At 64.9% G+C, this 23,842-nt stretch carries 22 protein-coding genes and 4 pseudogenes; 12 read left to right on the top strand and 14 right to left on the bottom strand.

Annotated features, from left to right (window positions below; translation table 11 throughout):
• Window positions 1-101: 101 nt before the first annotated feature.
• Both MPSD_RS23670 and MPSD_RS23665 read left to right on the top strand, forming a co-directional pair.
• Window positions 102-290 carry an antitoxin gene (locus tag MPSD_RS23670; RefSeq protein WP_011738542.1) on the top strand — a complete coding sequence of 63 codons (189 nt, stop codon included), beginning with the start codon at window positions 102-104 and terminating at the stop codon, window positions 288-290.
• 4 nt (window positions 291-294) lie between these two features.
• Window positions 295-741, top strand: coding sequence for a type II toxin-antitoxin system Rv0910 family toxin (locus MPSD_RS23665; RefSeq protein WP_015357076.1), 447 nt, complete (start codon window positions 295-297; stop codon window positions 739-741).
• 111 nt (window positions 742-852) lie between these two features.
• On the opposite strand, the gene MPSD_RS29890 is transcribed toward MPSD_RS23665, so the two are convergent.
• Window positions 853-1,371 (bottom strand): hypothetical protein, encoded by a 519-nt coding sequence (locus MPSD_RS29890; protein WP_232022655.1) that lies wholly within the window; start codon window positions 1,369-1,371, stop codon window positions 853-855.
• Between the two features lie 5 nt (window positions 1,372-1,376).
• Window positions 1,377-1,850: an EspA/EspE family type VII secretion system effector gene (locus MPSD_RS29885; protein WP_232022654.1), complete on the bottom strand. Its 474-nt coding sequence runs from the start codon at window positions 1,848-1,850 to the stop codon at window positions 1,377-1,379.
• Between the two features lie 420 nt (window positions 1,851-2,270).
• On the opposite strand from MPSD_RS29885, the pseudogene MPSD_RS23655 reads away from it, so the two are divergent.
• A pseudogene (locus tag MPSD_RS23655) lies at window positions 2,271-3,043 on the top strand (VOC family protein).
• Window positions 3,044-3,113: 70 nt separating this feature from the next.
• Window positions 3,114-3,548, top strand: coding sequence for a hypothetical protein (locus MPSD_RS23650; protein WP_020786062.1), 435 nt, complete (start codon window positions 3,114-3,116; stop codon window positions 3,546-3,548).
• A 5-nt stretch (window positions 3,549-3,553) separates the two neighbouring features.
• On the opposite strand, the gene MPSD_RS23645 is transcribed toward MPSD_RS23650, so the two are convergent.
• From MPSD_RS23645 to MPSD_RS30615, 9 genes and pseudogenes are all read right to left on the bottom strand, one after another.
• Complete coding sequence (locus MPSD_RS23645) at window positions 3,554-4,027, bottom strand: VOC family protein (protein WP_012396158.1); 474 nt, start codon at window positions 4,025-4,027, stop codon at window positions 3,554-3,556.
• Window positions 4,028-4,043: 16 nt separating this feature from the next.
• Window positions 4,044-5,564 carry a carotenoid oxygenase family protein gene (locus MPSD_RS23640; RefSeq protein WP_086085048.1) on the bottom strand — a complete coding sequence of 507 codons (1,521 nt, stop codon included), beginning with the start codon at window positions 5,562-5,564 and terminating at the stop codon, window positions 4,044-4,046.
• A 1-nt stretch (window position 5,565) separates the two neighbouring features.
• On the bottom strand, window positions 5,566-6,801 hold the full coding sequence (locus tag MPSD_RS23635) for an acetyl-CoA acetyltransferase (RefSeq protein ID WP_086085049.1): 1,236 nt from the start codon (window positions 6,799-6,801) through the stop codon (window positions 5,566-5,568).
• A gap of 253 nt (window positions 6,802-7,054) precedes the next feature.
• Entirely contained in the window at window positions 7,055-8,323 is a 1,269-nt protein-coding gene (locus MPSD_RS23630; RefSeq protein ID WP_084472663.1) for a PPE family protein, read from the bottom strand.
• An 8-nt stretch (window positions 8,324-8,331) separates the two neighbouring features.
• A complete protein-coding gene (locus MPSD_RS23625) occupies window positions 8,332-8,631 on the bottom strand; it encodes a PE family protein (protein WP_011742041.1) in 300 nt (99 codons plus the stop codon).
• Window positions 8,632-8,944: 313 nt separating this feature from the next.
• The gene (locus tag MPSD_RS23620; protein ID WP_020786068.1) at window positions 8,945-9,748 is read right to left on the bottom strand and encodes a DUF3298 domain-containing protein; all 804 of its coding nucleotides are present in this window, start codon (window positions 9,746-9,748) and stop codon (window positions 8,945-8,947) included.
• A 658-nt stretch (window positions 9,749-10,406) separates the two neighbouring features.
• Window positions 10,407-10,877 carry a cupin domain-containing protein gene (locus MPSD_RS23615; protein WP_020786069.1) on the bottom strand — a complete coding sequence of 157 codons (471 nt, stop codon included), beginning with the start codon at window positions 10,875-10,877 and terminating at the stop codon, window positions 10,407-10,409.
• A gap of 289 nt (window positions 10,878-11,166) precedes the next feature.
• Window positions 11,167-11,307 (bottom strand): hypothetical protein, encoded by a 141-nt coding sequence (locus MPSD_RS30920; RefSeq protein WP_372509698.1) that lies wholly within the window; start codon window positions 11,305-11,307, stop codon window positions 11,167-11,169.
• A 365-nt stretch (window positions 11,308-11,672) separates the two neighbouring features.
• Window positions 11,673-12,500 (bottom strand): annotated as a pseudogene (locus MPSD_RS30615) (class I SAM-dependent methyltransferase).
• 881 nt (window positions 12,501-13,381) lie between these two features.
• Between MPSD_RS30615 and MPSD_RS29865 the strand changes: the two are divergent.
• The 3 genes from MPSD_RS29865 (at window position 13,382) to MPSD_RS29860 (ending at window position 15,581) form a co-directional block, all read left to right on the top strand.
• A complete protein-coding gene (locus tag MPSD_RS29865; RefSeq protein WP_232022917.1) occupies window positions 13,382-13,615 on the top strand; it encodes a hypothetical protein in 234 nt (77 codons plus the stop codon).
• Window positions 13,515-14,810: a PPE family protein gene (locus tag MPSD_RS23590; RefSeq protein ID WP_232022897.1), complete on the top strand. Its 1,296-nt coding sequence runs from the start codon at window positions 13,515-13,517 to the stop codon at window positions 14,808-14,810. Before MPSD_RS29865 ends, MPSD_RS23590 begins: the two co-directional genes overlap by 101 nt.
• 282 nt (window positions 14,811-15,092) lie before the next feature.
• The gene (locus MPSD_RS29860) at window positions 15,093-15,581 is read left to right on the top strand and encodes a hypothetical protein (RefSeq protein WP_020786075.1); all 489 of its coding nucleotides are present in this window, start codon (window positions 15,093-15,095) and stop codon (window positions 15,579-15,581) included.
• Between the two features lie 172 nt (window positions 15,582-15,753).
• Here the strand turns inward: MPSD_RS29860 and MPSD_RS29855 are convergent.
• Window positions 15,754-15,861 (bottom strand): annotated as a pseudogene (locus MPSD_RS29855) (transposase); the annotation flags it as partial.
• A gap of 714 nt (window positions 15,862-16,575) precedes the next feature.
• Here MPSD_RS29855 and MPSD_RS30475 point away from each other — a divergent pair.
• Entirely contained in the window at window positions 16,576-17,937 is a 1,362-nt protein-coding gene (locus tag MPSD_RS30475; protein ID WP_276046368.1) for a PE family protein, read from the top strand.
• Window positions 17,915-18,109, top strand: a complete 195-nt coding sequence (locus tag MPSD_RS28285; protein WP_165601459.1) for a hypothetical protein — start codon at window positions 17,915-17,917, stop codon at window positions 18,107-18,109. Before MPSD_RS30475 ends, MPSD_RS28285 begins: the two co-directional genes overlap by 23 nt.
• On the opposite strand, the gene MPSD_RS23560 is transcribed toward MPSD_RS28285, so the two are convergent.
• The gene (locus MPSD_RS23560) at window positions 18,106-19,308 is read right to left on the bottom strand and encodes an ISAs1-like element IS2404/ISMul1 family transposase (RefSeq protein WP_420811974.1); all 1,203 of its coding nucleotides are present in this window, start codon (window positions 19,306-19,308) and stop codon (window positions 18,106-18,108) included. The two genes, MPSD_RS28285 and MPSD_RS23560, sit on opposite strands and share 4 nt — an antisense overlap.
• A gap of 94 nt (window positions 19,309-19,402) precedes the next feature.
• Here MPSD_RS23560 and MPSD_RS23550 point away from each other — a divergent pair, with 94 nt between their 5' ends.
• The 3 genes and pseudogenes from MPSD_RS23550 (at window position 19,403) to MPSD_RS23540 (ending at window position 23,030) form a co-directional block, all read left to right on the top strand.
• On the top strand, window positions 19,403-20,680 hold the full coding sequence (locus MPSD_RS23550; protein WP_197716259.1) for a DUF4873 domain-containing protein: 1,278 nt from the start codon (window positions 19,403-19,405) through the stop codon (window positions 20,678-20,680).
• A 570-nt stretch (window positions 20,681-21,250) separates the two neighbouring features.
• Window positions 21,251-22,016 (top strand): annotated as a pseudogene (locus tag MPSD_RS23545) (STAS domain-containing protein).
• A gap of 144 nt (window positions 22,017-22,160) precedes the next feature.
• Window positions 22,161-23,030 (top strand): LLM class flavin-dependent oxidoreductase, encoded by an 870-nt coding sequence (locus tag MPSD_RS23540; RefSeq protein ID WP_086085563.1) that lies wholly within the window; start codon window positions 22,161-22,163, stop codon window positions 23,028-23,030.
• Between the two features lie 3 nt (window positions 23,031-23,033).
• On the opposite strand, the gene MPSD_RS23535 is transcribed toward MPSD_RS23540, so the two are convergent.
• On the bottom strand, window positions 23,034-23,840 hold the full coding sequence (locus MPSD_RS23535; protein ID WP_036427146.1) for an enoyl-CoA hydratase/isomerase family protein: 807 nt from the start codon (window positions 23,838-23,840) through the stop codon (window positions 23,034-23,036).
• Window positions 23,841-23,842 lie beyond the last annotated feature (2 nt).

The raw sequence follows: 23,842 nt of genomic DNA, 5'->3' as shown, positions 1-23,842 counted from the left end.
CCGGCTGTCGAGTGCGGTAGTCAACGGTCACATCGCTGACTCTGACAAGTAGGGTTTCCGGGCAGACGCTGACCATCCCCGAGAGAAACGGACGGTTGCACATGGGAATCCTGGACAAGGCGAAAGACCTGCTGGCGCAGAACGCCGACAAGGTCGAGACGGTGATCGACAAGGCCGGCGAATTCGTCGACGAGAAGACCGAAGGGAAGTACTCCGACACCATCCACAAGGTGCAAGAGGGGGCCAAGAAAGTCGCTGGTCCCGGCGCCGCGGGCGAGCAGCAGAACTGATCACATGGCGAAACTTTCCGGGTCGATCGACGTGCCGCTGTCTCCGGACGAGGCATGGATGCACGCATCCGATCTCTCCCGCTTCAAGGAGTGGCTGACGATCCACCGAGTGTGGCGCAGCACGTTGCCCGAAACCCTCGAAAAGGGTGCGGTCGTCGAATCAATCGTGCAGGTCAAGGGCATGCACAACCGCATCAAATGGACCATCGTGCGCTACCAGCCGCCGGAAGGCATGACCCTCAACGGTGACGGGGTCGGCGGCGTCAAGGTCAAGCTGATGGCCAAGGTTGCAGCCGGAGAAGAAGGCTCGATCGTCAGCTTCGACGTGCACCTTGGTGGGCCGGCTCTGTTCGGTCCGATCGGCATGGTCGTCGCCGCGGCGCTGCGCAGCGATATCAACGCATCGCTGCGGAACTTCGTCACCGTATTCGCCCCGCCGGCTGCCGGCTAACCCGAGGCGGCTCCGGCCGCACGTGGCTGGCTCGTAGCCACCTTGTTGACGCGGAGGCCGAAATCCGTTCCGTCGGGGCCGGCGGAAGGCAACTTCGAGTGCTCAGGTGCGTTATTGGACGCGCTGCTGGGGCCCTCCTGGGTGCCCGGCCCTGGCGCCCACCGGAGCGCGCGGTGCGTCGGTGGGGCCCTCCGCGGTGCCGGGTTTGTCGTGGGTCAGTGCGGCGATCAACTGTGCCTGTTGGCTGGCTGTGTTGGTGAGTTTGGCGAGCGCTCCGGTTGTCCCCGAGAGCCCGGTGAGCCGGCGCAAGGGTGCGGCTAGCTGAGCCATCGCGGGTGGCGTGGCCAAGGCGGCCGGTTCGGGCAGTGTCGGCAATCCGGCCAAGCCGGGGACGGGCAAGTCGGGTGCACCGAAGTCGGGAAAGCCGGGGCCCGGCAGCGTGGGCACGCTGAATTCAACAGAGCCGGGCAAGTCGGCCAAAGCCACCGAGATCTCAGCTGCCTCGGGGAGCTGCCCGGTGCGGTCAAACAGACCGGCGACGTTGAATTCCGGATCGGATTGTGACGGCGGGAGGGGCGCACCCGCCAGCCCGGGACCCGGGTCGGACAGAGTTGGCAAGGTCGCCAGCATGTCGGTCAATTTTTTGTCGCGGAATGCAATTCACTGTGGTCCTGGGATGTGGTGTTGCACAGATCGACCAGGAAGCCGCTCAGGACGATCAACGCAACCGCGCATGCGGCTATCGCGACTTCCATCGAAAGAGCTTGGCCTTCGGGGCCATCCATCAGTTCATACCAAAGGCAAAGCGCGAACGTACCGATGAGCGCGATTCTCTCTACGATCAGGACATCGCGAACCCTTTCAATCGCTTTGGCTTGGGCGGAAACCAGCTGGCTGGTTTCATGGTCGAGATCGCCCATCAGCTTCACGCGCTGTGACTGTGCGAGGTTTTGGGCTAGGTAGGCCTGCGCCGCCAGGCCCTGCCAGCCGTCGTCGGGGCCAAGAGCGGCGATTTGGGCACTGAGTTCATCGAACTTGGCGCCGCTGGCCGCCAAGCGATCGCCGTTGTCCGGGGTCCCGTCGCCAAGCGATAGCTCCAGAGCGGTCATCAATCGCATAGTCCAACCGCAAACGCTGGATCCGCGCCGGCCCTCCGCGGAGCTTGCTACCGACTTTTCTCGTTCGAGTAGCCACTCAGCCAACTCCCGCGAATGCTCCAGCCACGTTTCCTGCGCCAGATCGCACAAGATCTGCCAAATGTCCACGGGTTGCCCTTCCGGTCGCCTGCCAGGGGGATAGGACCACCGCGGCGCGTTATCGAAGAGAATGCTCGTCAGGGTGGCCTGGGTCAAGCTGGTCAGCACGGATGCGTAAGTACTAGAACGTCATTCGGTGATCAGGGGTGGGTGATGACGGCCCCTCATCGATGGCGGATCGGGTTAAACTTCGCGACTGCCGATGAGTTTCTGGATCGGTCGTGGTCCATATCTGTGAACCCGCATCCGGGCCCACACACTAGGGAGGTCATCGTGCCCATCCGTAACGCCGCGCCGCTAGGCGCCCCCTGCTGGATCGACCTGACGACATCAGACATCGACCGCGCCCAAGACTTCTACGGCACGGTTTTCGGCTGGACGTTCGAGTCGGCGGGACCCGAATACGGGGCTACGTCAATGCCGCCCGCAACGGCCATCCGGTCGCCGGCCTGATGGCCAACAATCCCGAATGGCAGGCGCCGGACAATTGGACCACCTACTTCCACACCGCTGACATCAACGCGGCGGCCGCCGCGGTGACCGCAGCGGGCGGCTCCAGATGCGTGGACCCCATGGAGATACCCGCCAAGGGCTTCATGTGCATGGCGACCGACCCGGCCGGCGCGTTCTTTGGGCTGTGGCAGCCGCTTGGGCACCGTGGATTCGAGATCATCGGTGAGGCGGGCGCTGCGGTCTGGCATCAATTGACGACCCGTGACTACCACCCCGCGATCGGCTTTTACCGCCGACTTTTCGGGTGGCAAACCGAACAAGTCGGTGACACCGACGAATTCCGCTACACCACCGCGTCCTTCGACGGTGAACAGCTCCTCGGGTTCATGGACGGCGCCAGGCTGCTGCCCGAGGGGGTGCCATCGCAGTGGAGTATCTTCTTCGGTGCCGAGGATGTCGACAAAACGCTGCAGATGATCGCCGACAACGGTGGAGCGGTGGTGCGCGGCGCCGAAGACACGCCCTACGGCCGGCTGGCCGCGGCCAGCGATCCGACCGGGGCGAACTTCAACCTCTCGTCACTGCGGGCCTAGCCCGACGACACCACGCTGGCCCGGCGGTCGGTTGCCCGGGCCCGGGTGGCATTCGGCTAATCTCGCAATCATGACTCGCCGCTTGCGCCCTGGTTGGCTGGTCGTCCTGTTTGCCGCGGTCATGGGAGCCAGCGCCTGGATGCCGTGGCTAACCACGGCGGTTGGTGGCGGGGGTTGGGCGAATGCCATCGGCGTTGCGCACGGCAACCTGGAACTACCGACCGGCTTCGGCGCCGGCCAGCTGATCGTGTTGCTGTCCTCGACGCTACTGGTGGCCGGCGCCATGGTGGGCCGCGGTCTGTCGGTCAGGCTCTCTTCGATTGCTGCCCTGGTTATTTCCTTGCTCATCGTGGCGCTCGCGGTGTGGTACTACAAACTCAACGTCAATCCACCGGTGTCGGCGGAGTACGGGCTCTATGTTGGTATCGGCAGTGCGGTGTGCGCGGTGGCATGCTCGCTGTGGGCGGTGGCCGCCGCCGCGTTCGGCGGTCGATCGACGCGCTGAAGGCCTCAGCCGGAAGGGAATTCGTGAGTTCCCGACGCGGCGCTTTCACCGGGTTCGTTGACTCCGTACACGAAGGGCGCGAACACCACCTCGCGTCCATCCGGATCACGGAAGGTGACCGCTCCCACGGCTTCCCAGTACGGGTGCTGCTGGACTGGTTCGATCGCCGCCTCCCTGAGGCGTGCGATAGCCGCTTGCTGTGCGGGCTGGTCGGGGAAGTACAGGCATAGCTGTTCGTGGTGATCGACCGCGACGGTGTCGACCGACTCGACGATCTCGAGCGTCAGATTCCAGCTGGGTAGCCCGAATATCGCGCCGTTGCTGCCGAAACTGTCCCCGAACGTCTCGAAGAGCGGAAGGCCCACCAGTTCGCGGTAAAACCGGACGGTCTCTTCGAAGTTCGACGAGCGGCGAGCAAACCGCATGGCGCCGATCGAGGCAAGTTCATGGGGCCAATGGGTGTGCCGGCGTCGCTTCATGTCCGTTCCTTGGCGGTTAGAGCCCGATAGCGCTGGGCGCCGAGTCGGCATGGTGCCAGCGGCGCAATTCATTACCCGGCACCCATGTTGAATGGGTTCCGCTGGAAATGCGTTCCGGCAATTCCAGTTTGCACACCGGGCCGTCGGCGATTCGGGCGGCGTCGAAGACCAGGCAATACGAGGCGTCGTCGTTCATGTCGGTGGTCAGGGTTACCAGGTAGCCGTCATCTTCGGCCGAACTGCCCACCCGTGGAGCCATCTGGGTCTCACTGCCATAGACACCTTCCCCAAACGAAATGCCTTCCTGATTGCCGGTCAACAGGTCATGTTTGACCAAACCGTCGAACAGGAACCAGCCCGGTTTGCCGGTGGCCGCGTAGGCGTAGCGATATTGGCGGGCGGCATAGTCGGAATTGATGGTCCCGAACTCGGTGATGGACTCGGACAGCCGTTCTTCCTTGACCGCGCCGGTGACCAGGTTGAGCCGCCATCGGTGCAATCGGGTGTGCAGGCGATCCAGCGCCAGGAAGCGGAAGAGCTTTTCCCACTTGGTGCTGCTGGCGCTGGTTTCGAGGGGGTGGGGCGCGCCCTCGAAGAAGCCGTCGAGCACGATCGCGTCGCCTTCCTCGTAAGCGTTGGTGAAATGCAGGACGAAGGTCGGATCCGCCTCGAACCACCGGATGTCGGCAGTGCTGCCCCGGCGGGGGATCACCGCGAAGCGCGACGGCATGTCCGGGTAGAAGCGCGGCAGATGAAGGTTGTGTTCGAGCAGCTGCGGATCCCAGAAAAGGGGGAAGTCGTTGAGGATGGCGTAGTTCTCGGTGAAGGCCATGTCATGCGGCAGCCTGGGCCCGGGCAGCGGGATGTCGACGTAGTGCGCCAGCTCGTTGTCCTGGTCGACAACGCCGTAGCGCATGTACGGTTCTTGCTTGCTGTAGTTGAAGAAAAGCAGCTCGCCGGTCTTGCCGTCGACCTTGGGATGCGCGGATACGCCCCAGTCGAACGGGAAGTGTCCGCTCCAGGTCTCTTTGCCCAGCGTGGTGGCCGACGACGGATCCACCCGGTAGAGGTCCCCACACTGGTAGAAGCTGGTTAGTGCGATGCCCCGGTGCACGATGACGTCGGTACTGGACGCGTCCTTCATCAGCGTGCGAGCACCCCAGCCCTGGTCACGCTTGGCCAGTTGTATCGGCTCGGCCAGTCCGGGCCACCGCGGTTCGCCGGCCTCGTTTTCCGCCCGGAAACCGTCCGTCTGGATAAAACGGTTGCGGTAGAAGGCCTTTCCGTCACGGAAGCCGACCACGTGCAGCATGCCGTCTCCGTCAAACGGGTGATAGGTCTTGAATGCCGGATGCAGTGGATTCTCGGTGTTGCGCAGGTAGACGCCGTCGAGGTCATGGGGGATCTCGCCCTCGACCACGGTCAGGTCGTCAGCGTTCCATTCGGTGGTTTGCGGCCGCCACGGCCCGGTGCGATATGGGTGGTCGTCGTCTTCGGGAAGAGTGGACAGATACTTACCGACGATCTCGACATCCATGTCATGCGTCCTTGGTTGTGCTGACAACGAAACTGACGGTGGTGGCGGTGCTGCCGCCGAAGTTCAGCGTGCCGAACTTGGTCGCGTTCTCAACCTGATAGTCGCCGGCCGCGCCGCTGACCTGCTTGGCCGCATCGAGCAGCATTCGTACGCCGGAAGCTCCGACCGGGTGGCCGCCACCGATCAGTCCTCCGCTCGGGTTGATTGGCAGACGTCCGCCGATCTCGATCTCACCGTTTTCGATGGCCTTCCACGATTCCCCCGGGCCGGTCAGCCCGATGTGGTCGATGGCGAGGTACTCGCTGGGGGTAAAGCAGTCATGCACCTCGAACCCGTTGAGGTCATCGAGCCTCACGTGTGCGCGGCGCAAGGCGTCGAGCGCCGCTTTCCGCACATGCGGCAGCACGTATTGACCCGACTCACCTTGGGCCGGGCGGTCGAGTTTCTGTTGCAGACCCAGCCCCACGGTGCAATGCCCCCAGCCGTCGATGCGGCCGATCGGGCGCGCACCCGGATGGTCGCGCAGATAGGCATCGTTGACCAGGACCAAACCCGCGCCACCGTCGGTCATTTGACTGCAATCCAACCGCCGCAGCCGGCCTTCGGTGATGGGATTGGTGGCATCGTCGTCGGTGATTGGATCCGGGATCGTCCATCCCCGAGTTTGGGCGTTGGGGTTGCGGCGCGCGTTGGCGTAGTTGAGTTGGGCGATGCTGCGCAGGTGCGTGTCGTCCAGGCCGTAGCGTCGGTCATATTCGTCGGCAACCTGCGTGAACACCGACGGCCACAGGTAACGCGCCTCGGCACCCTCGTGTCCGGTCCAGCCCGCCGCGCCCAGATACTGTGCCGCGGTATCGCCGGGCACCGTCTTCTCCAGCTCGAGCCCGACGACGAGCGCGCTGTTGTAGAAACCCGATCGCAGATCGGCGATCGCGGCCAACGTTGCCACGCTGCCCGACGCGCATGCCGCTTCATGACGGGAGGCCGGGGTATCCCAGAGGCCATCGGACTCCGTCGCGGGCATCGCACCCAGATGGCCCTGCCCAGCAAACATCTCGCCGAAGGCATTGGCGACATGTACGACCCCGATGTCGGCGGCCTCAATCTGGGCCGCGGCCAGCGTGCTCGGGACCACCTCAGCGGTTAGGTCCGCAAAGTCGCGGTTTTCCTTGGTGAGGTTGCGGGCGAAGTCGCTTTGATAGCCGCCCAGAATCCACACACCCGTTGTGCCGTCCATAAGCGGCACGGTACTCCTGGTCGGCGTGCGTGCTCCTTCATATCCCGAGAGCCGTGTCGAGGACCGCAAAAGCGTCGGGAATAGGCCGGAAAAAGTCGGTCCCGTCGGCTCTCGGGCTGAACCGACGGGACCTAGGTAGGCGTATAGGCCGGCCGATACGCCCCCCTTCGGGGAAACATTGCCATCCGCGGCCGATGACAAACATGTTCGGCGAACCCGGCTTGGATTGGGGGGAATCGATGGCTGGGATCGGTCAGGGGCGGGCGGCCGGTGGCCCCCCGGCCGGCGGCGGTTTCTGGATAACCACCACCGTCGGCTTGCGCTGTGGCTGTTCGTCTTCGTTGGTCGCCGACTCGCTGGGGCTACGACTGCCCGCGCCGGTCGCGCCGCGTCCGGCCAGACTCGCCAACGCCATCCCACTGAGCAGGCCGGTCGGAGCCACGCCGCCCATGTCGGGACCGGCAGGCGCGCTCAGCCCGCCCGCGCTGGGCAGCGACTCGGCGGCCAACCTGATCTCGGGGGCGGCCATGGCCCAGCTGTGCGGCACCGACAGGGCACCGACCAATGCCGCATGTCCCACGAACGCCGAGGTGGGCACGACGTTGGGCGCGGACACCAACACCTCGGCGTCGGGCCGCTCCGTACCCAGGGTGTTGCCCTGTGTCGGTGCCACCCCACCGCCGTTCGGTTGGGCGTGGTCATTGTTGGTGCTGTAGCTCCAGGGCCTGGCGGTGTTCACGGCGGAAAGGCTCAAGCTGGCTGTCGCGGCGACCGCGATGTAGGCGGCCAACAGGTCCAGTTCGCCGACCGGGGTGGGGATGGAGATCGCGGCCGGTGCCGCCAGGTCCGAACCGGCCGGGATTGTGGGTACCTCCGCCGCGAGTCCCTGGGCCGTATCGGTAGCCGCGGTCGTCGGCTGACTCGCGGTGGTTTGCGCGGTTGTGCCGGCGGCCGCGGCGCCCGCTGCCGTGCTCGCCTGCGCGCCGCTTGGGTCGGTCGACTGTACGGGGGAGGTGAACGCGGCCAACGTCGACGCGGCCTCCGATGCCGCCGAGTACTGGTACATGACCGCGGCGTCCTGGGCCCACATCTCGGCGTACTCGGCCTGCAGCGTCTCGATTGCCGGAGTGTTCTGTCCGAGGACGTTGGCAACCACCAATGACGCCACCTGGCTGCGATTGGCCGCGATCAGCGGCGGTGGCACAACGACCGCAAACGCCGTCTCAAATGCCGTCGCCGCCGCCCGGGCCTGAGCGGCGGTTTGGCGAGCCTGCTCGTTGGCAACGGCTAACCAGGTCGCATACGGTGCGGCCGCGGCCGCCATCGACGCCGATGCCGGACCCATCCACGATTCGAGCGTGAGTCCCGAGACCACCGAGGCATAGGACGCGGCGGCGGAATTCAATACCGTGGCAAGCCCATCCCAGGCGGTGGCCGCGGTCAGCATGGGCGCTGCCCCCGGGCCCGCATACAACAGGCCCGAGTTAACCTCAGGTGGTAAAGCCCCGAAGTCCGTTGCCAACACCTTCCTTAGCCAGCCGCAATCACGTTCGCGGCCTCGGCGGCCTCGTAGGACTGGGCGCCGGCGGCCAGCGCGGCGACAAACCTGTCGTGAATCGCCACGGCCTGGGCGCTCACCATTTGATAGAGCTGGGCATGTGCGCTGAACCGCGCGGCGGTCAACGCGGACACCTGGTCGGCCGCCGCTGGCGCCACGCTGGTGGTGGGAGCGACGGCGGCCGCGCTCTGCGCGCTGACCGCCGAACCGACCTCCTGCAAACTCCCAGCCGCCGCCGCTAGCCGCTCCGGTTGGGTGACGACAAAGCTCACCAGGTCCTCCCAACTCCCATCGCCCATCTCCGACCAGCCGCCAGTTCCCACCGGTCCCATCAGAAGCGCCAAAGCCGCTGGTCTGAAGCCACGCCATCTTCCATGGTTGAGAACCCGGACAGCAAAGCAACTCCCTGGCTGCAGGGTACTTGCTCTGGTGCGCGCCGGGCCCGGGTTTGGCCTCGATCGTTATTGGATTCGAAGAATTCTGCTCTCGGTGCGTCCGGCACAGGTCGATGTGGCGTCGTCGCACGCTGGGTTGGGCACGCGAGGTGCGTCCACAGCAAAGCCCCCGCGGCGGTGGATTGGGCCCCTAGTCGTGCTCCAGTGCCACCATGTCGGGCGCCAGCACATCGGTGAGCGCCGACCAGGGCACCGTGATCACCGGAAGCCCGTGGCCAAACTGGTAGTCGAAGAAATGCAGCTCGATGCCCTGCGATGTCGGAATCCAGTTGGCGAAGTTCTCCGCGATGGGCCTGTTGCCGGGCTCGTCGAGCATTGGGCTCGGGCCGCCGCCCCACACCTTCGGAAAGATCAGCCTTGTTTGCTCGGAAAGCCGCTCCAATCCCGCCTGTTCGTTTGCGAACAGGTCGGCAAGGGTGATGGGCTTGGCGCTTCGGCTATCGATAACGATGGTGTTGACGTAGTTGTTCGGGTGCGCGGCCTCTTTGGCCGAGTGAACGCCGGTGATGACTTCTGCGATGGCGACGGGGCGGAATGTGACCGCCGAATGTGATTCGAAGTCCCACTGGGTATCGGGGCCCGTCTCGGCGCGCATCTGATCGAGTTGCTGATGCCCCGACGCGTCGCTGGCCTGGTTGAAGGCGTCTCTGACGCCGGCATCGCCGCCGGCGAGCTGACCGATGTTCACATCCCATCGGCCCAGATTGTCGGGGGTGGCGCCGGTAACCGAGACCATTGTCACCTCGTAGGTCTCGCCGTTGGACACCCCGGACTTCGCGCCGGCGGCCGCGGCGGTGGTTGGCGACGTCGTCGCCGTCTCGCTCGTCGAGGAGGAGGCGGCTGTCGTCGGCGGTGAGGCGGTCTGGGGGGCACACCCAACCAGGCCCGCAGCGGGCAGCGCGATCGTGATTGCGGCGCTCAACAGTTGCGACATTCGGGCAGCCCGAGATGCAAGGCGTGCTGGGATCGGAAGCGCTGCAAAAAGATTCAATGATTCGTTATCGCTTGCGTGTGGGCGTTCGACATCTGGATCGTACACAACGCCGTCGACCAAGCAAATCTCCGGGTGACGAGCCGGGCCGCGCGGCCGCGATGGCTAGCTCCTGCTCTGATGCTCCTTCGGCAACAGCGCCGCGACGTGGCGGATCTTGCGTCCGCAAAGCGCAACCAATCCGGGTACCGTGGGCGCGAAGCAAGAACGGTCCGGGTAGGTTGCGCGCGCATGGAGTGCGTGATGGCTGAACTTGACTGGCTTGCAACCTAATTCGTGGCATGCGTCGCGTACTGTTGAAAGGCTGCCTTTCTAGATGTGGATCACGCTGCTCAGCGCTCTTTTGCGGCAGCTGGCACGACTCCGGCATCGATGGGGATGAATGACAGTTGTCGGTGGGCATTTTCGCTATCGGCAACATTGCAGGACCGCGCCGTGGACGGGCGCCGTGGCCTGTATCCGACCGCATCCGAAGATTTTCCACCGCCAGTCGGTCCAGCTCATCGACCTACTGGAGGTGCCCCTGGCGGAGCGGGGCATCGAGCCGGACCTCGCAGTGGCTCCGTCCTCTAGTGGTCGTGATCGGACTGGCTGATGCGTATCACGATGGGTCTAGCGTGAAGTCGGCAAAGTCAAAGCCCGGCACCACCACACAACTGACCAGGGTAGGTTCGTCGCCGAGGGGCCAGGCGCGTTGCCAATGTCCGGGTGGAATGAGAAGCTGCGGACGTTGTCCGGCTCCGATGTCTTGGCCAATTACATGTCTTGTCGCAGTTGATTTTTCGTCTCCCATGTCCACCGCCAGTGGGCTGCCGCGATGGAAGAACCACAGCTCGGCGCTGGTCACGCGGTGCCAAGCGGAGTGCTGGTTTGGCATCAGCAGGAACAGGATCGCGGTGCCGGCGCTGCGTGGGCCGTCGTATTCGGCTGGCAACGAGGACTGGCCGAGTGTCAGTGCACTACGCCAAGTTTCGCGGAACCAGCCGCCCTCGGGGTGGGGGGATAAGTCCAGACTTCGAGCCCAGTCCGGCAGTGTCTGCACCGCCGTTGATTCGTCGCGGTCGTCAATCATGTCGAAGGTTTGTGGGCTCCTCGTGCCTTCGAAGTTAGGTATGCCGCATTGATCTGGCCACTAACGGGCACGAACTGTGCGTTAGATCACATGCTGGAGGTCGCGGACTCCGAAAAGGCAGTGCGCCAAGACATTGTCGAAATCGTTATGAGAGCGCGGGGGAGAATCGCTGGGCTGTCCGCCGGGGCGGCGCTAAAGGGGTGGGCTATAGCGGGTTGTTCGAGTGGGTGTCGACGGTTCGTTGGTCGCGCGGGCCGGGTAAGGCGGGCGCCAGACTGCAATGCCGGCCCTATTGGTGGTTCCTGTGGCGCTTGGCGGACCAGGCTCGGCAGACCATCAAGACCGCGAGTCCTCCGGTACTGATCAGACCTAGGGCCGAGCCGTGACTGCACACATTGATCACGAACAGGACCAGCGTTAGCCCGGACATCGCTGCGTAGAACGTCGCGCTGTACTGGGGTTTCCTCGTCCCGCGCGCATCCTGGTCGTCGTTGGCGCGGCTGGGATTGGGTACGCCAGTCATCGTTGCATGCGAGTCCGCGTGCTCTCGGCGTGGTCGGTTGCGTCCAGCCCGGCAGCGGCCGCAGTCGGGCCAGCGGTGATTTGACCGATCGCGGCGGTTTCGGCGCGGGTTCCACCAGTACGGGTTGTGGTCACGACCCCGACGCTGGAAGCGTGAGTACAGTCGTGGGCGTCGACATAGCGCCAAGGCGAACCGGCTGGCAGCAGTGCATGACCCATTGTGCAGGTGTTGAGACAGGTCGTCGCGGAGCCGAGGGTCTTGCGTCGAAGTGGTTAACGCTTGATTGCTTGAACGGTGTAGGTCATCGGAATCCGGTCGCGATCTTCGGCGAGGATGAATTCGCCGTCGTAATCTGGGCTGGGGATCATCGCATCTCCCAACGGATTCCATGGGACTTCGCGATGCTCTTCGAGGCCGGTAACCATCAGCCCGGCGGCGGTGAGCGCGGTGAAGATCTCGCCGAGCCCATGATTGAAATGGATGATCTGGGGTGAGGCGACAGTTCCGTTACCGGCATAGGTTTCATGCTCGACGAACGGGATGCCACTAGTTTCAAAGTATGGGTATTCAACGACGACAAGCCCGTCGGGCCGCGGATCGCTGAGCGACCACAAGAACGGATGGCCCTCGCGCATGAACAGCCTTCCACCGGGCCGGAGCAGGCTTGCGACAACATCGGCCCAGCGGCTGATGCTAGGAATCCAGCACAACGCCCCAAGGCCGGTGTAGACGAGATCGAAACGCTAACCACCGAGTGCTTGGACCGCGTCATAGACGTCGGCCTCGACGAAACCGACATCGGCCCGGGCGCGCATCGCCAGGTCCCGGGCGGCTTGCAGCGCGGCAGGGGAGAAGTCCAAGCCCACCGTTGATCGTGGCCCCAGCCGAGACAGCGAGACCGTATCGGTGCCAATGTGACACTGCAGATGGGCGATATCGAGGCCATCGAGTCGTCCGAGCCTCGGCAGGTCATATCGAACTTCTGCAGACAGAAAATCGGGATCGTCGAAGCTGTCGAGGTCGTATCCATTGGGCCCGGTGTGCAGCGGCACGCGCGACTCCCAATTCGCCAGATTCAGGCTGCGCCAACTGGCGGCCATCGGACGTTGTGACACGTCATCCATGCCGACAGGATTGCATGCGCGGAAGCTGCTCCCCGACTCGCACCCAGCCGCAAGTTCCTCTCGCCAGGCATGGATGCAGTGGATGATCGGTTTGCTGTCGTGGCCTGCCCCGTATCGGCGACAGTATCGCAGACCGGAACGCCAGCCTGCCCGCGGACAAGCGGGCCATGTCCGTCTCCGGCCGGGCCCGTGCCCGGCATCGGACGGTCGAACTTTTCAGGTCGACTCGAACGAATCGACAAACCACTGGCAATAACGGACTGATACCGCCGCGCGGCCATGCCCACCCCCTTCATCTAAGGAGTGTCAAAGATCACCCCTGCGACACCGGCTTTGGGGGAGCCTGCAAGCTCACCTGGTATTGGTCGCGAATGAGGTCCTGAACCGGAGATATGCGCCAATCGGTACCGCGGGAAACCATGCCGGTTTGCAGGTTCACCCGCCGAGCACCGAGCGCAGATCGGCGTTCGATTTCGGGATCCGCAACGAGCGTGGCCCCGGCTGCGATCGAGGGCTGTGAGGCGCCCCACAATGGTTGCCGCACAGCCAGTCCCGGGCATGGTGAAACACCTAAGTGTGTTGGTGGATGATAGCTTGTAGTGCATAGGCCGTGCTTGTCCAAGGCTTGGACAAGGGTGACCCCGGGTTGACGTGCCCGTGTCATCTGGGCTTTTCAGTCGGCGGTCGACATCCATGAATCGAACGCCATGACCATGGTCGCCCGCGGCACCGCCGAAGCTCCCGAGTGGGACGCCTCGGCCGCCCGCGACTTCCTTGAGAGAAAGGTAAGCGTCTGTTGTGTAGCAGTTTTCGTCACATGCCACCCGCGCGCACATCCAGCCGAGTAACGGTCGACGTTGTGGCTGGTCAGCGGCTGGTGGGTCTACGTGGTCGCCTGCGATCGGTCGGCGTCCCTCGTGGTGGCCGCGACGTCCAGCTCTCAGGTGATCGATCATGACATCGCCGGTATGGATGGGTTCACCGCCAGAGGTGCATTCGGCGTTGCTGAGTTCGGGTCCGGGTGCGGCGTCGTTGCAGGTGTCGGCGTCGGCGTGGACGCCGCTCGGCGCCGCGTATTCCTCGGCGGCTGACGAACTCACCGCCGTGGTGGTCGTTGGTGAAACCGAGACGTGGGAGGGGATGGGTGCCGCGAATTATGCGGCTGCGCACCAGCCGTATGTGGCATGGTTGATGAGAAACGGAGCCGAAGCCGAGGCGATGGCCGCCGAGCATGAGGCGATGGCCGCCGAGCATGAGGCGATGGCCGCCGCGTACTGTGCAGCGCTGGCGGCGATGCCCACGATGGGCGAGTTGGCCGAGAATCACCTCACTCACGGTGTGTTGCTCGGGACTAACTTCTTTGGCATCAATACCGTTCCGATCGCCGTCAACGAGGCCGACTACGCGCGCATGTGGGTCCAAGCCGCAACTACCATGTCCGCTTATGACGCGGCCTCAACCGTGTTTGCGGCGCGAGCGCCACAAACGACCCCTGCTCCACGACCGATCCGCTCCCTTGGCGACGACGCCCCGAATGTGTTGCCACAGGCTGCAAACGTGCTGGGCAGCTGGTCGGATTTTTGGGAAGAATTCGTGTACAATTTCTTCGATATCTTCACTTATGCCTGGGATTCCATAGCATTGCTCGGCATGGATATCGGCGAGTACCTGGGTGACCCCATCGGCTTCTTGATAGCGGGGGTCATCGGCTTTTTTGGGGGCTTCGCGTATGGAGCTGTGTCTGACGCGGTGGCTGGGCTTCTCGTGGCGCACAGCGTGTCCGAGGCCGTGGCGATCTCGCTAGCTCTCGCCAGCGTGCTCGCGCTGGATTTTGCAGTGACCGCGATGGTGCTAAGCGCCGTTGCCGTGCCACTTGCCGCCGCGATCGCTGTGCCAATCGCATTGCCGATCGCATTGCCGTTGGGCATTGACGCGTATGTCCGGGGTTCATCGGACCTCGGTGTGGGCGTGGCAGACGCTGGTTTGCGGAGTGTGAGTGTGTCGTCGCAAACGCAAAACATTGACACTCCAACGCAACTGGGAGGTCTTGCCGGTGTTCAGTCGGTGCCTGGGCCGAATGATGCCGTGGCGGGTATCGATCAAGATTCTGTGAGGCATGGGTTGGCAGGATCGGTGGGTGTGGGGGATGTGCAGTCGTGGGGGTTTGTCGGGACGTCGGGTTCAGTGAGAGGGGAGCCATCGGGCTTGTCGATGTTGGGTGCTGAGTCCGGGGGCCTGCGGGTGCCGGTGTTGCCGTCGTCGTGGGATCTGAGTTGGTCGAAGTGATCGGCTTTGATGGCGGCTTGTTGGCCGTGCTACGGCCACTGCTTCGTCACCGTCTCAGTGTGACTGGCGCGGCCACAACGCCGACCCATCCAGCACCCACCCGCCTACTTGTCCTGGACCTAGTAATGACTCCCCAGTGGCACAACCTCGGGCACGGTCCAACCAGTAGCCATCATCGCTCGGCCGTCCTGCCAAGGTTCCTACTGGAACCCGTTGCCTTGTAGCGTCTTTCGTCCAGATCCCCTTGTCCGCCGCGACCATAGTTGCGTGTACGGTGAGGAGGTGCGTGACGCAAATGTGTGGATACCTCGCTTCATCGTCGCAGTCTCATTGTCGCTGGCTATCGGCACAGCAGCGTGCGATCGACATGAACACGCCACCAAGCCAATCAGCACCTCTCCAGCGCAGGATATTTCCTCTCCCGTAGAGCACCGAATCGTTGAGCTTGCAATTTCGGACATCTCAACGCAGCTTGGCATTCCAGTCGGTCTCAACGTCAGGCGCCTGAACGCTTCCGGAACGTGGGCGTTCCTGTATGGCCAGATCGTCGCTGGCGATGCGGGCAAACTGGACTACAGCGCTACCCCATTCGCGGATGCGGCCGCCAACGGGCTCAAGACCGATACCTATGCGGGCCTATTCCAGGCCAGCGGCGGCGATGCCAATCAACGCTGGACTCGTGTCGATAGCGCCATTGGGCCGACTGCTTTGGCCTGGAGCGATTGGGCCGTGCGGTACGCGGCACCGGCAGAGATATTCGATACACGATAACGAGCGGAGCAAACGCGACACGTCGTTCGGCTGGGCTGTGTGCAGTGGTACGCCTCCGCAGCAGCCGGCGAAGTAGGACGGCGACCAGAGGCGTCCGAGCGGCGGGCACATCGGCTTCGGTGTATTCGCGGCGCACGGCGTCGGCGGTGCGGCCCTCGACTCGCTGGACCGGTGTGGAGATCGCCAAGTTGGGTGGGTAGCCGACGAGTGGGTGCATGTGGTCGGCTTCGCCGTTGAACTCGATCAACTCGGTACCGAGCTCGGCGCAGACCTGCCCCATGGTGTTCTCGCCACCTGCGAGTGACCCGATCCACCGCAGTGGAATAGAAAATGACACCACTTCGCGCAGCTCAACGGATGCAATCAATTGCCCAACCGCCATGTTTTCGATTAGTACCGCATCCAGTGCGCTAATCGGATTCACGCGCCGCGCGCTGCGGCCGCTTCCTGGATCGCGTTCAGATTTGCCAGCAACGCAATGATCGCCGTGGCCGTGGGTGGCTGTCGGCGGCCAGTTGGTGCAGATGGGGAGCTGGCGCGAGCTCGCCGGACCGGTTAGGTCATATGACTCATCCCAGCAGGAGTTTCGGCGACGAGACTTTACCTACCGTCGGCGCGAGCTGCTTCAAGCTGCTCGGGCTGTCTGCTATTCGATGGCCAATTGGGGACAGCGCATGTCGTTTCTCATCGCAACGCCGGGCTTTGGGGCGCTGATGGGCGACCAACACCGCTATGGCCACTGGCGACCTGAGGCGCCGAGGGCAAGGGGCGTCGTTCATGACGCGAAGGCCGCAATAGCCGCGAAAGTCGTTGTGCTGCAACGTGGCGATCACCGGGACCTTCGGGAGCTACGGGCTGAATATCCGGCGCTCAGTGCGCGGGTGCCGGTGTTCCACGAAGAGTTTGTGCGGGCGTCTTGCTCGGCCGCGCGGCGCGTCTGCGGGCACCCGCTTGGTCTCCGAGAAGAAATCGTTTACGAGTTAAGGGGTCCCAGATGTTGTCTTACGTGACCGCAGCGCCTGAGGCGTTGGCCGCCGCGGCGGGAGATTTGACGGGGATCGGGGAAGCGCTGCGGGCGGCCACCGCGGCGGCGGCGCCCTCGACGACGAGCCTTGTTGCGGCGGCCGGTGACGAGGTGTCCACCGCGATCGCGACATTGTTCTCGGAACACGCGCAGAGCTATCAGGCACTCAGCGCACAGATGGCGGCATTTCACGATCGGTTCATGAACGCCCTGGCGGGTGCCAGCGGGTCGTATGCGAGTGCCGAGGCCGCCAACGTCACGCCATTGCAGACCATCGAGCAAGACCTGCTCGGCGCGGTGAATGCACCGACACAGGTGTTGTTCGGACGCGGGTTGATCGGCGATGGTGCCAACGGCACTGCGCCCGGGCAGGCTGGCGGGGCGGGCGGGCTGCTAATCGGCAACGGCGGTAACGGGGCGCCAAGTGCCGTCGGCCAAGCGGGCGGGGCCGGTGGCGCCGGGGCGAACGGTGGGGCTGGCGGCTCGGCGGGCCTCTGGGGTGCCGGTGGGGCAGGGGGCGCCGGTGGGGCCGGTGCTACCCCGGGTGGGGCAGGCGGTGCCGGTGGAACCGGCGGCGCCAATGGGCTTCTCGGCGGCGGTAACGGCGGCGCCGGTGGTGCCGGCGGGGTCGGCGGTGACGGTGCGACCGGCACCACCGGCGGGGTCGGCGGTGACGGCGGGGCCGGTGGTGCCGGCGGGGTCGGCGGGGTCGACCGGGCGCTGATCGGGTGGTCAGGTGGGGCAGGCGGGGTCGGTGGATCCGGCGGTGCTGGCGGTCTGGGCGGCACCGGCAGCGCTGGTGCAGGCTTGGGCGCGACCGGCGGTGACGGCGGTGCCGGCGGGGTCGGCGGTCAGGCGGGAGCCGGCGGCGCGGGCGGGGCGGTGACTGGCTCAATCAATCATTTGGGGAATGCCGGCGCGCACGGGGCCAATGGCACCGGCGGGGTCGGTGGTACGGGCGGTGCCGGCGGAACCGGCATTGCGGGCACCGGCGACCTGGTCAGTCCGACCGCGGGCTATCAGGGTGGGCAGGGCGGTATGGGCGGCAAGGGCGGTGACGGCGGGGCGGGCATCGGCGGGGTCGGTGGTGGTGCCGGCGGCGACGACCAGGTCAGTCCGACCGCGGGTCATCAGGGTGGGCAGGGCGGTATGGGCGGGCATCGGCGGGGTCGGTGGTGGCACCGGCGGCAAGGGCGGTGCCGGCGGCACCGGCGGCCAGGGCGGTGGTCCGGGCGGCACGGGCGGTATCGCCAGTGCGCTAGACAGCGGCGCCGGCGCTCAGGGCGGCGGGGTCCCCAGCACCACCGGGGTGCCCGGTGCCGACGGTGGTAAGGGCGGCACGGGTGGCACCGCGGGTGCGGCCGGTGTGGGGGTCGACGGCGGCGCGGCGGGCAGCATCGGCACCGGCGGAGTTGGCGGCACGGGCGGCAATGGCGGCGCCGGCGCCGACAATGACGTCAATGGCACCTCGGGTATTGCGCAGGGCTCCGGCGTTGTTGATTAGCAGGCTTGTGAGCTGGGGGATTGTGGATTGAGGAGGTCTAGGCGGCGGTTGGCGGTCAAAGCGGTGATCCGGCAGGCTTCGGCGATGTTGTCGGCGCCGTTGAGGCGGTGCAGATTGATCGCGGTGTTGCGTAGCGTTGCTAGGGCCTGTGCGCCGTTTCCGGTATGTGCCCTTTGACGGTCTTCGTCGAAGGTGACGTCGCGTATCCAGTGCAGGCTGTTCTCGATTCCCCAGTGTTGACGCATCCAGGTCATGATCGCGGTAGGGCGGGCGTGCTCGAAGGGCAGGCTGCAGATGGCATAGACCACCTCCACGCTGCGCTGGTCGGTGGCGGTGATCAAGCGTTCACGAGTGATCCGGATGATTTGTTTTGCGTAGGGGAAGCCGATTCCTCGTGCAGCGGTGATGATTTGCAGGGTGCGGGTCTCGACACGGCCGTGGCCGCGGGAGTCGTCGGTAGCGGCTGCGGGCACCTCGGCCCAGGGCAGCGCGGTGATACGCGCAAGTATTTTGGCTTGGTTGGACTTGACGATCATCAGGTAGTGCGACTTCAAGGTGGCGCAGATCAACTTCGCGGTGACGACCTGGGTATGCATCGCATCCACGGTGACCAGCCACCGCAAGCTACCCGGCAGCAGCGTGAGCAGGGCACGTACGCAGGGAATTTCATTGCTTTTCTCGGCGACAGCGAGTTGACCGAGCACCAATCGGGCACGGTGGGCGAACACCGACACGAGATGCGTGGCTGTCGCTTTGGCGCGTAAAGCACCACGCAGCATCTTGCCGTCCAACGCGATCGGCACCAATCCACTGGGGTCGCTGCTGGCCACGTGTGCAGTGAAGTAACTGCCCATCCTGGCGTTGAGGTCGGCGGGGTCTAGCCGAGACAAAACAGCGCGGAAGGTCTTCTCACTGGGCCGCCGGAACCGGACCCCTAATTGGGCCAACACATCATCGGGAGCGGTGGCCGCCCATGTGGCAAAACCAGCATAGCCGCGCATCCCCGCGGCAGTGGCCAGAACCGCGATCGCCAACAAAGCCATCAGCGAATACCTCCGACCGCGTGGGTCCCTCGGGTCTGGCACCGAGGCCAACACATCGAGAAACTCCGATCCGATGAGCTCGCTGCGCTCACCAGGACTCCAGCGGTCGAACACCTCTGGAACCGACGACACAGGCAATACTGAAACGGTAGGCACGGGCAACTCCAGACCAACGACGAACAGTAACCAACTCGATCGTTCTCCAGATAGCCCGTGCCTACACTCCGGCCCCAATAGCGCGGCACCAAAGATCATCAACCCAGCTCACAAGCCTGCTAATCAACAACGCCGGAGCCCTGGGTTCCGTGGCCGGAGTGTGCATGCGGCACTGCTGGCGGCCGGCGTCTGCGACGTCGTCATCCTCGACCACGCCCCCGGCCTGCCCGCCAACTCGCAGCTGCGACCCGGCCGGGTCATCGGCGCGGCCTTCGACGACGACACCGACACCTGGGCGCTGCGCACGGCCGATGGCGCCACCGTGTGCGGCCGCGTGGTCGTGGCAGCCTGTCCGCCGGTGTACGTCCGCTGGACACCCGACTTTGCCGGGCGTAACGATTTCCGGGGCGAGTCGTTTCACGCGGGCGCACCCGACCCGGCTTTCCGTCCGGCGGGCAAACGCATTGCGGTGCTGGGCACCGACTCCAACGTCGCTCATTGGATCGATGAGTGGGCGGACTCCGCGGCATCGGTCACCGTGTTCGCCCAGGGACCACGGCGCGTGGTCACTGACCTGGCACGCCACCCACCCCAGGCCAAGGGATGGCTACTCGGCCGCATCGGCGCCAAGCGACCGCGGCGGGCGCCCACGATCGCAGCATCAGCCATCGCGGCGCTCACCCCGTCGGGCATCCGGACCAACGATGGCATCGAGCACCCCGTCGACGCCGTCATCTACGGCACCGGATTCAGCATCCCTGAGCAGACCGTTGAACCGACACTGGTGGGCACGCGCGGACTGACCATCCAACAGGCCTGGTACCCGGGCATGGAGGCCTTCCTGGGTGTTGCCGTGCACGGGTTTCCCAACTATTTCTTCATCTGCGGTCCCGACGTCGCCGCGCAGATCAGCTACGTCGCCGAGTGCGTGGACCTGCTGCAACGCACCGCCAGCACCCGCATCGAGGTGCTGCGCAGCAGCCAGCAAGTGTTCAACGAGCGCGCCCAGCTAAGGCCGGTGCAGCCATACCAGCCGCTTCGGGCGTTCGACCTGTCCGCCGGGGCGCCCGAAGACACTGGCATTCCCAATATCCCCAACATTTATGACGGGGCGGCCACGTTGGAGATTGGCGGCGTCCGCCATGCGGTGCATGTGCGCCTTGCCGGCCACCTCGACCCGATCGACGGCAATTACCACTGGCAGGGAACGGTCCTTGATCGGCTTCCGCGGGACACGCTCAAGCAGGCCAGGGCGGGCACCCTGACCGTAGGTGAACGAAGCGCCGCGGTACGTGTCATCGAGCAAACGCCGCGGGGCACCCATTCGGTCGCGGGACTGGGCGCACCCCCCTATGCGGACAGCGGCCGGTAGGCGTCGCTGCGTCGGCCGTCGGCCGTCGGCCGTCGGGCGCGTAGTCGTCGCGCTTGTCCGATCCAAGCCCGATAGGCTTGACCCATCCCAGCCTTGGGTTGGCCGCGCACGTGTGTGGGTAACCATCCTGGGTGGCTCGTGCGGTGACGGACGACGACACAAGCGAGAACGGCATGGTCTGCGATAGCGGTCGGCAGTTCGGGCGGGCGCGGTGGCAGGATCCGCCCGGCCCGCCCTTGGCATGCTGCACGGATTTGCCGGCCGCGCCGATCTACCCGGTCCGGGTACGAACCATCGATAGCCGACAAAATTTCCCGTCTCTTGGCCATGGGCGAGACAGATGGCACCCGATGTACCCAAAGCGTCCGCGTTGGCCGAAAATGGAAGTTTGCGCCACCGATGTAGTCGGTGTCCTCTAACGATTCACGGGCGGGAGTTCGAGGAGCACGACATGGAACCGGAGGACAGGATGCAGCTGGCATACCGGTTCGGGATGTCTGCAGATCGGCTAGCCAGGCACCGGCCGCCGGTCGGGGCGATGATCAGCTCGCGGAAGCGGGAGCGGGTCCAGTGAACGCGACGGCGAAGTCTCCCAACGCCTTGGCCATCGACACGCGCAGCGAAGACTCGCTGGTGGTCCTTTCGGTCGAGGGCGCCATCGACTCCACCAACTGCGCGGCGCTGCGCGATGCCATCATCAAGGCCACGCTCGACGAGCCGTCCGCCGTCGTCGTCAACGTCAGCGCCCTGCAGGTACCCGACGAAGCGTCCTGGTCCATCTTTGTCAGCGCACGCTGGCAGGTCGATACCCCGCAGCATGTCCCCATCTTGCTGGTGTGCGCGAGTCGCGCCGGCCGGGAACTGATCACCCGAACCGGAGTTACCCGTTTCATGCCGGTGTACCCCACCGAGAAAGGCGCCATCAAGGCCGTCGGCCGGCTCGCGCGACGCAAGGTGCGGTATGCCCAAGGTGCAATTGCCCGCCAACCTGGGCAGCCTTCGCGAGTCCCGCAAGCTGGTCCGCGAGTGGCTCACGTCGTGGTCGAAACCCGGGCTGATACCGGTCGCCTTGGTGATCGTCAACGTGTTCGTCGAGAACGTGCTGGAGCACACCGGAAGCGACCCAGTGATCAAGGTCCAGTGCGACGGCACCGCGGCCACCATCGCCGTCTCCGACGGCAGCAATGCCCCGGCTGTCCGGTTGCAGACTCCGCCAAAAGGCATCGACGTGTCCGGCCTGGCCATCGTGGAAGCGCTGTGCCGCGCGTGGGGCAGCACTCCCACCGCGACCGGCAAAACGGTGTGGGCGATCATCGGCCCGGAGAACCAGCTCTAGCCGGCGACGGTGTGAGCCGGGCCCTCATCCCGCGTGCTTGCTGGGCGCCGGCCGAGTAGCCGCGGTTGTCCGGACTCGCCGCGATTGCACTAGAACACGTTCTAGTATCGATCTGGATGCCCGCTCACAGAAGGGAGGGATGACGTGCGGTTCAGCTACGCCGAGGCGATGACCGACCCGTCGTTTTATGTCCCGCTGGCACAGGCCGCCGAGGCGGCCGGCTACCACAGCATGACGATCGCCGACAGCCTCGCCTATCCCTACGAGTCCGACTCGAAGTATCCGTACACACCCGACGGCAATCGCGAGTTTCTCGACGGCAAGGAGATCATTGAAACCTTCGTCCTGACCGCGGCATTGGGCGCGGTCACCAAGACACTGCGGTTCAACTTCTTCGTCCTCAAACTCCCCGTCCGGCCCCCCGCCCTGGTCGCCAAGCAAGCCGGTTCACTGGCCGCGCTGATCGGCAATCGGGTAGGGCTGGGCGTGGGCACCAGTCCATGGCCGGAAGACTACGAGCTGATGGGTGTGCCCTTTGCCAAGCGCGGCAAGAGGATTGACGAATGCATCGAAATCGTCAAAGGACTCACCACCGGTGAATACTTCGAGTTCCACGGCGAGTTCTACGACATTCCCGAGACGAAGATGAGCCCGGCCCCGACCGCGCCAATCCCGATCCTGGTCGGCGGCCATGCCGATGCCGCACTTCGGCGCGCGGCGCGCCTGGATGGCTGGATGCATGGCGGCGGCACCGATCCCGACGAACTCGACCGCCTGATCAGCAAACTTCAGCACTTTCGCGAGGAAGAGGGGCACACCGGCCCGTTCGAAATCCATGTGATCTCAATGGATGCCTACACCGTCGACGGCATCAAGCGGCTGCAGGACAAAGGAGTCACCGACGTCATCGTGGGCTTCCGGATGCCCTACATCAAGGGTCCCGACACCGAGCCGCTACAGACCAAGATCGCCCACCTGGAAAAGTTCGCCGAGAAGATTATCTCGAAAGTTTAGACGCTACAGCGAATCCCATGCCGGCGGACGCTTCTCCTGATGCGCGCGGGCGGCCTCGGCCGGGTTGTTGGTGAAGCCGCTGATAATCTGGGTACGGTTCTCGATTTCCTTGGCATGCCGCAGGCTGGGGGCATCCAGCGCCGCGTTGAGCCCAATCTTGGTCTGCCACACGCCATACGCATTGTTCTCGGCGATCGATCCGGCCAGCTTCTGCGCCGCAGTCAACAATTCGTCCGCTACCACCACCTCGTGCACCAGCCTGATCCGATAGGCCTCCACAGCGTCGATGATGCGGCCGGTCAGCATGAGTTCGCGCGCCACCCCGGCACCGACGATTCTGGGCAGCAGATAACTGGTGCCCATGTCCATCGACGAGAACCCGGCCTTGATGAACACCGATCCGAACCTGGCGTCTTCGGCAGCGATCCGGATATCGCAATGCAGCGCAAAGGCCAGCCCGCCGCCGACCGCGACGCCGTTGACCGCCGCGATCACGGGAATGGGCAGCTCGTAGAGCCGGGTCAATTGGTCGGCCAGTCTGACCTGGGCATCGTAGGTGGCCTTGAACGGCGGGGTGGTGGGTGTGGCCTTCGTCCAAGGCTGTCCGGTGCCGCTCAAATCCGCTCCGGCACAAAACCCGCGCCCGGCGCCGGTCAGGATCGCGGCCCGAAACTCGCCCCCGCTCAGCGCGTCGAGGGCGTCGTCCATCGCGTCGAGCAGCGATCCGTCGATGGCGTTCAACCGGGTCGGCCGGTTCAAGGTGACGCAAGCAATGTTGTGCTGAAGAGTTTGCAATTCCACTGCAGCCATAC

It is taken from the genome of Mycobacterium pseudoshottsii JCM 15466, from assembly GCF_003584745.1.
GTDB classification, from domain to species: Bacteria; Actinomycetota; Actinomycetes; order Mycobacteriales; family Mycobacteriaceae; genus Mycobacterium; species Mycobacterium marinum.
This window is presented reverse-complemented; position numbering and strand designations above follow the sequence as displayed.

Coding starts and splice junctions, on each gene's coding strand:
- MPSD_RS23670 (WP_011738542.1), top strand. CDS start 102: ATGGGAATCCTGGACAAGGCGAAAGACCTGCTGGCGCAGAACGCCGAC.
- MPSD_RS23665 (WP_015357076.1), top strand. CDS start 295: ATGGCGAAACTTTCCGGGTCGATCGACGTGCCGCTGTCTCCGGACGAG.
- MPSD_RS29890 (WP_232022655.1), bottom strand. CDS start 1,371: ATGCTGGCGACCTTGCCAACTCTGTCCGACCCGGGTCCCGGGCTGGCG.
- MPSD_RS29885 (WP_232022654.1), bottom strand. CDS start 1,850: ATGACCGCTCTGGAGCTATCGCTTGGCGACGGGACCCCGGACAACGGC.
- MPSD_RS23650 (WP_020786062.1), top strand. CDS start 3,114: ATGACTCGCCGCTTGCGCCCTGGTTGGCTGGTCGTCCTGTTTGCCGCG.
- MPSD_RS23645 (WP_012396158.1), bottom strand. CDS start 4,027: ATGAAGCGACGCCGGCACACCCATTGGCCCCATGAACTTGCCTCGATC.
- MPSD_RS23640 (WP_086085048.1), bottom strand. CDS start 5,564: ATGGATGTCGAGATCGTCGGTAAGTATCTGTCCACTCTTCCCGAAGAC.
- MPSD_RS23635 (WP_086085049.1), bottom strand. CDS start 6,801: ATGGACGGCACAACGGGTGTGTGGATTCTGGGCGGCTATCAAAGCGAC.
- MPSD_RS23620 (WP_020786068.1), bottom strand. CDS start 9,748: ATGTCGCAACTGTTGAGCGCCGCAATCACGATCGCGCTGCCCGCTGCG.
- MPSD_RS23615 (WP_020786069.1), bottom strand. CDS start 10,877: ATGATTGACGACCGCGACGAATCAACGGCGGTGCAGACACTGCCGGAC.
- MPSD_RS30920 (WP_372509698.1), bottom strand. CDS start 11,307: ATGTCCGGGCTAACGCTGGTCCTGTTCGTGATCAATGTGTGCAGTCAC.
- MPSD_RS30475 (WP_276046368.1), top strand. CDS start 16,576: ATGTTGTCTTACGTGACCGCAGCGCCTGAGGCGTTGGCCGCCGCGGCG.
- MPSD_RS23535 (WP_036427146.1), bottom strand. CDS start 23,840: ATGGCTGCAGTGGAATTGCAAACTCTTCAGCACAACATTGCTTGCGTC.